This window comes from Faecalibacterium sp. DFI.5.82 (genome assembly GCF_029076575.1).
In the GTDB taxonomy this organism is placed as follows: domain Bacteria; phylum Bacillota; class Clostridia; order Oscillospirales; family Ruminococcaceae; genus Faecalibacterium; species Faecalibacterium duncaniae.
In genome coordinates this window covers 1-290 of sequence record NZ_JARFIS010001100.1, presented here as the reverse complement: position 1 = coordinate 290, position 290 = coordinate 1, and the positions used below count along the sequence as shown (strand labels likewise).

Annotated in this window: 1 protein-coding gene; it reads right to left on the bottom strand. The window is 45.2% G+C overall.

All coding sequences use genetic code 11. The features are described from left to right. Window positions 1–268 (bottom strand): AAA domain-containing protein (locus P0G09_RS20320; RefSeq protein ID WP_275253585.1); only part of this gene is annotated, 268 nt, incomplete at its 3' end. Window positions 269–290 lie beyond the last annotated feature (22 nt).

Here is a 290-nt window from a genome sequence, read left to right as displayed (position 1 = left end):
ACAGATTTTCTGACATTCCGTTAATTCTCATGAACGATCCATTTGCTACGCAAATAAACATCCCCTTTGATCGCGTCATGGCAACGTTAAAAAGTCTGTCAGCATAACGTCCAGCAGTTGATGCGATCAATGCCCCCGGGAAAGGAATTCGATAGCAGTCAACTGCATCGTATACAATAACGTCCTCTTCAGAACCTTGGAACTGATGTACCGTCGCACATTTTATGTCATGCGGAAGCGCTTCCAGCTCATTGACGTCACGCACCATTGCATGTAGAATCCGTGATTGT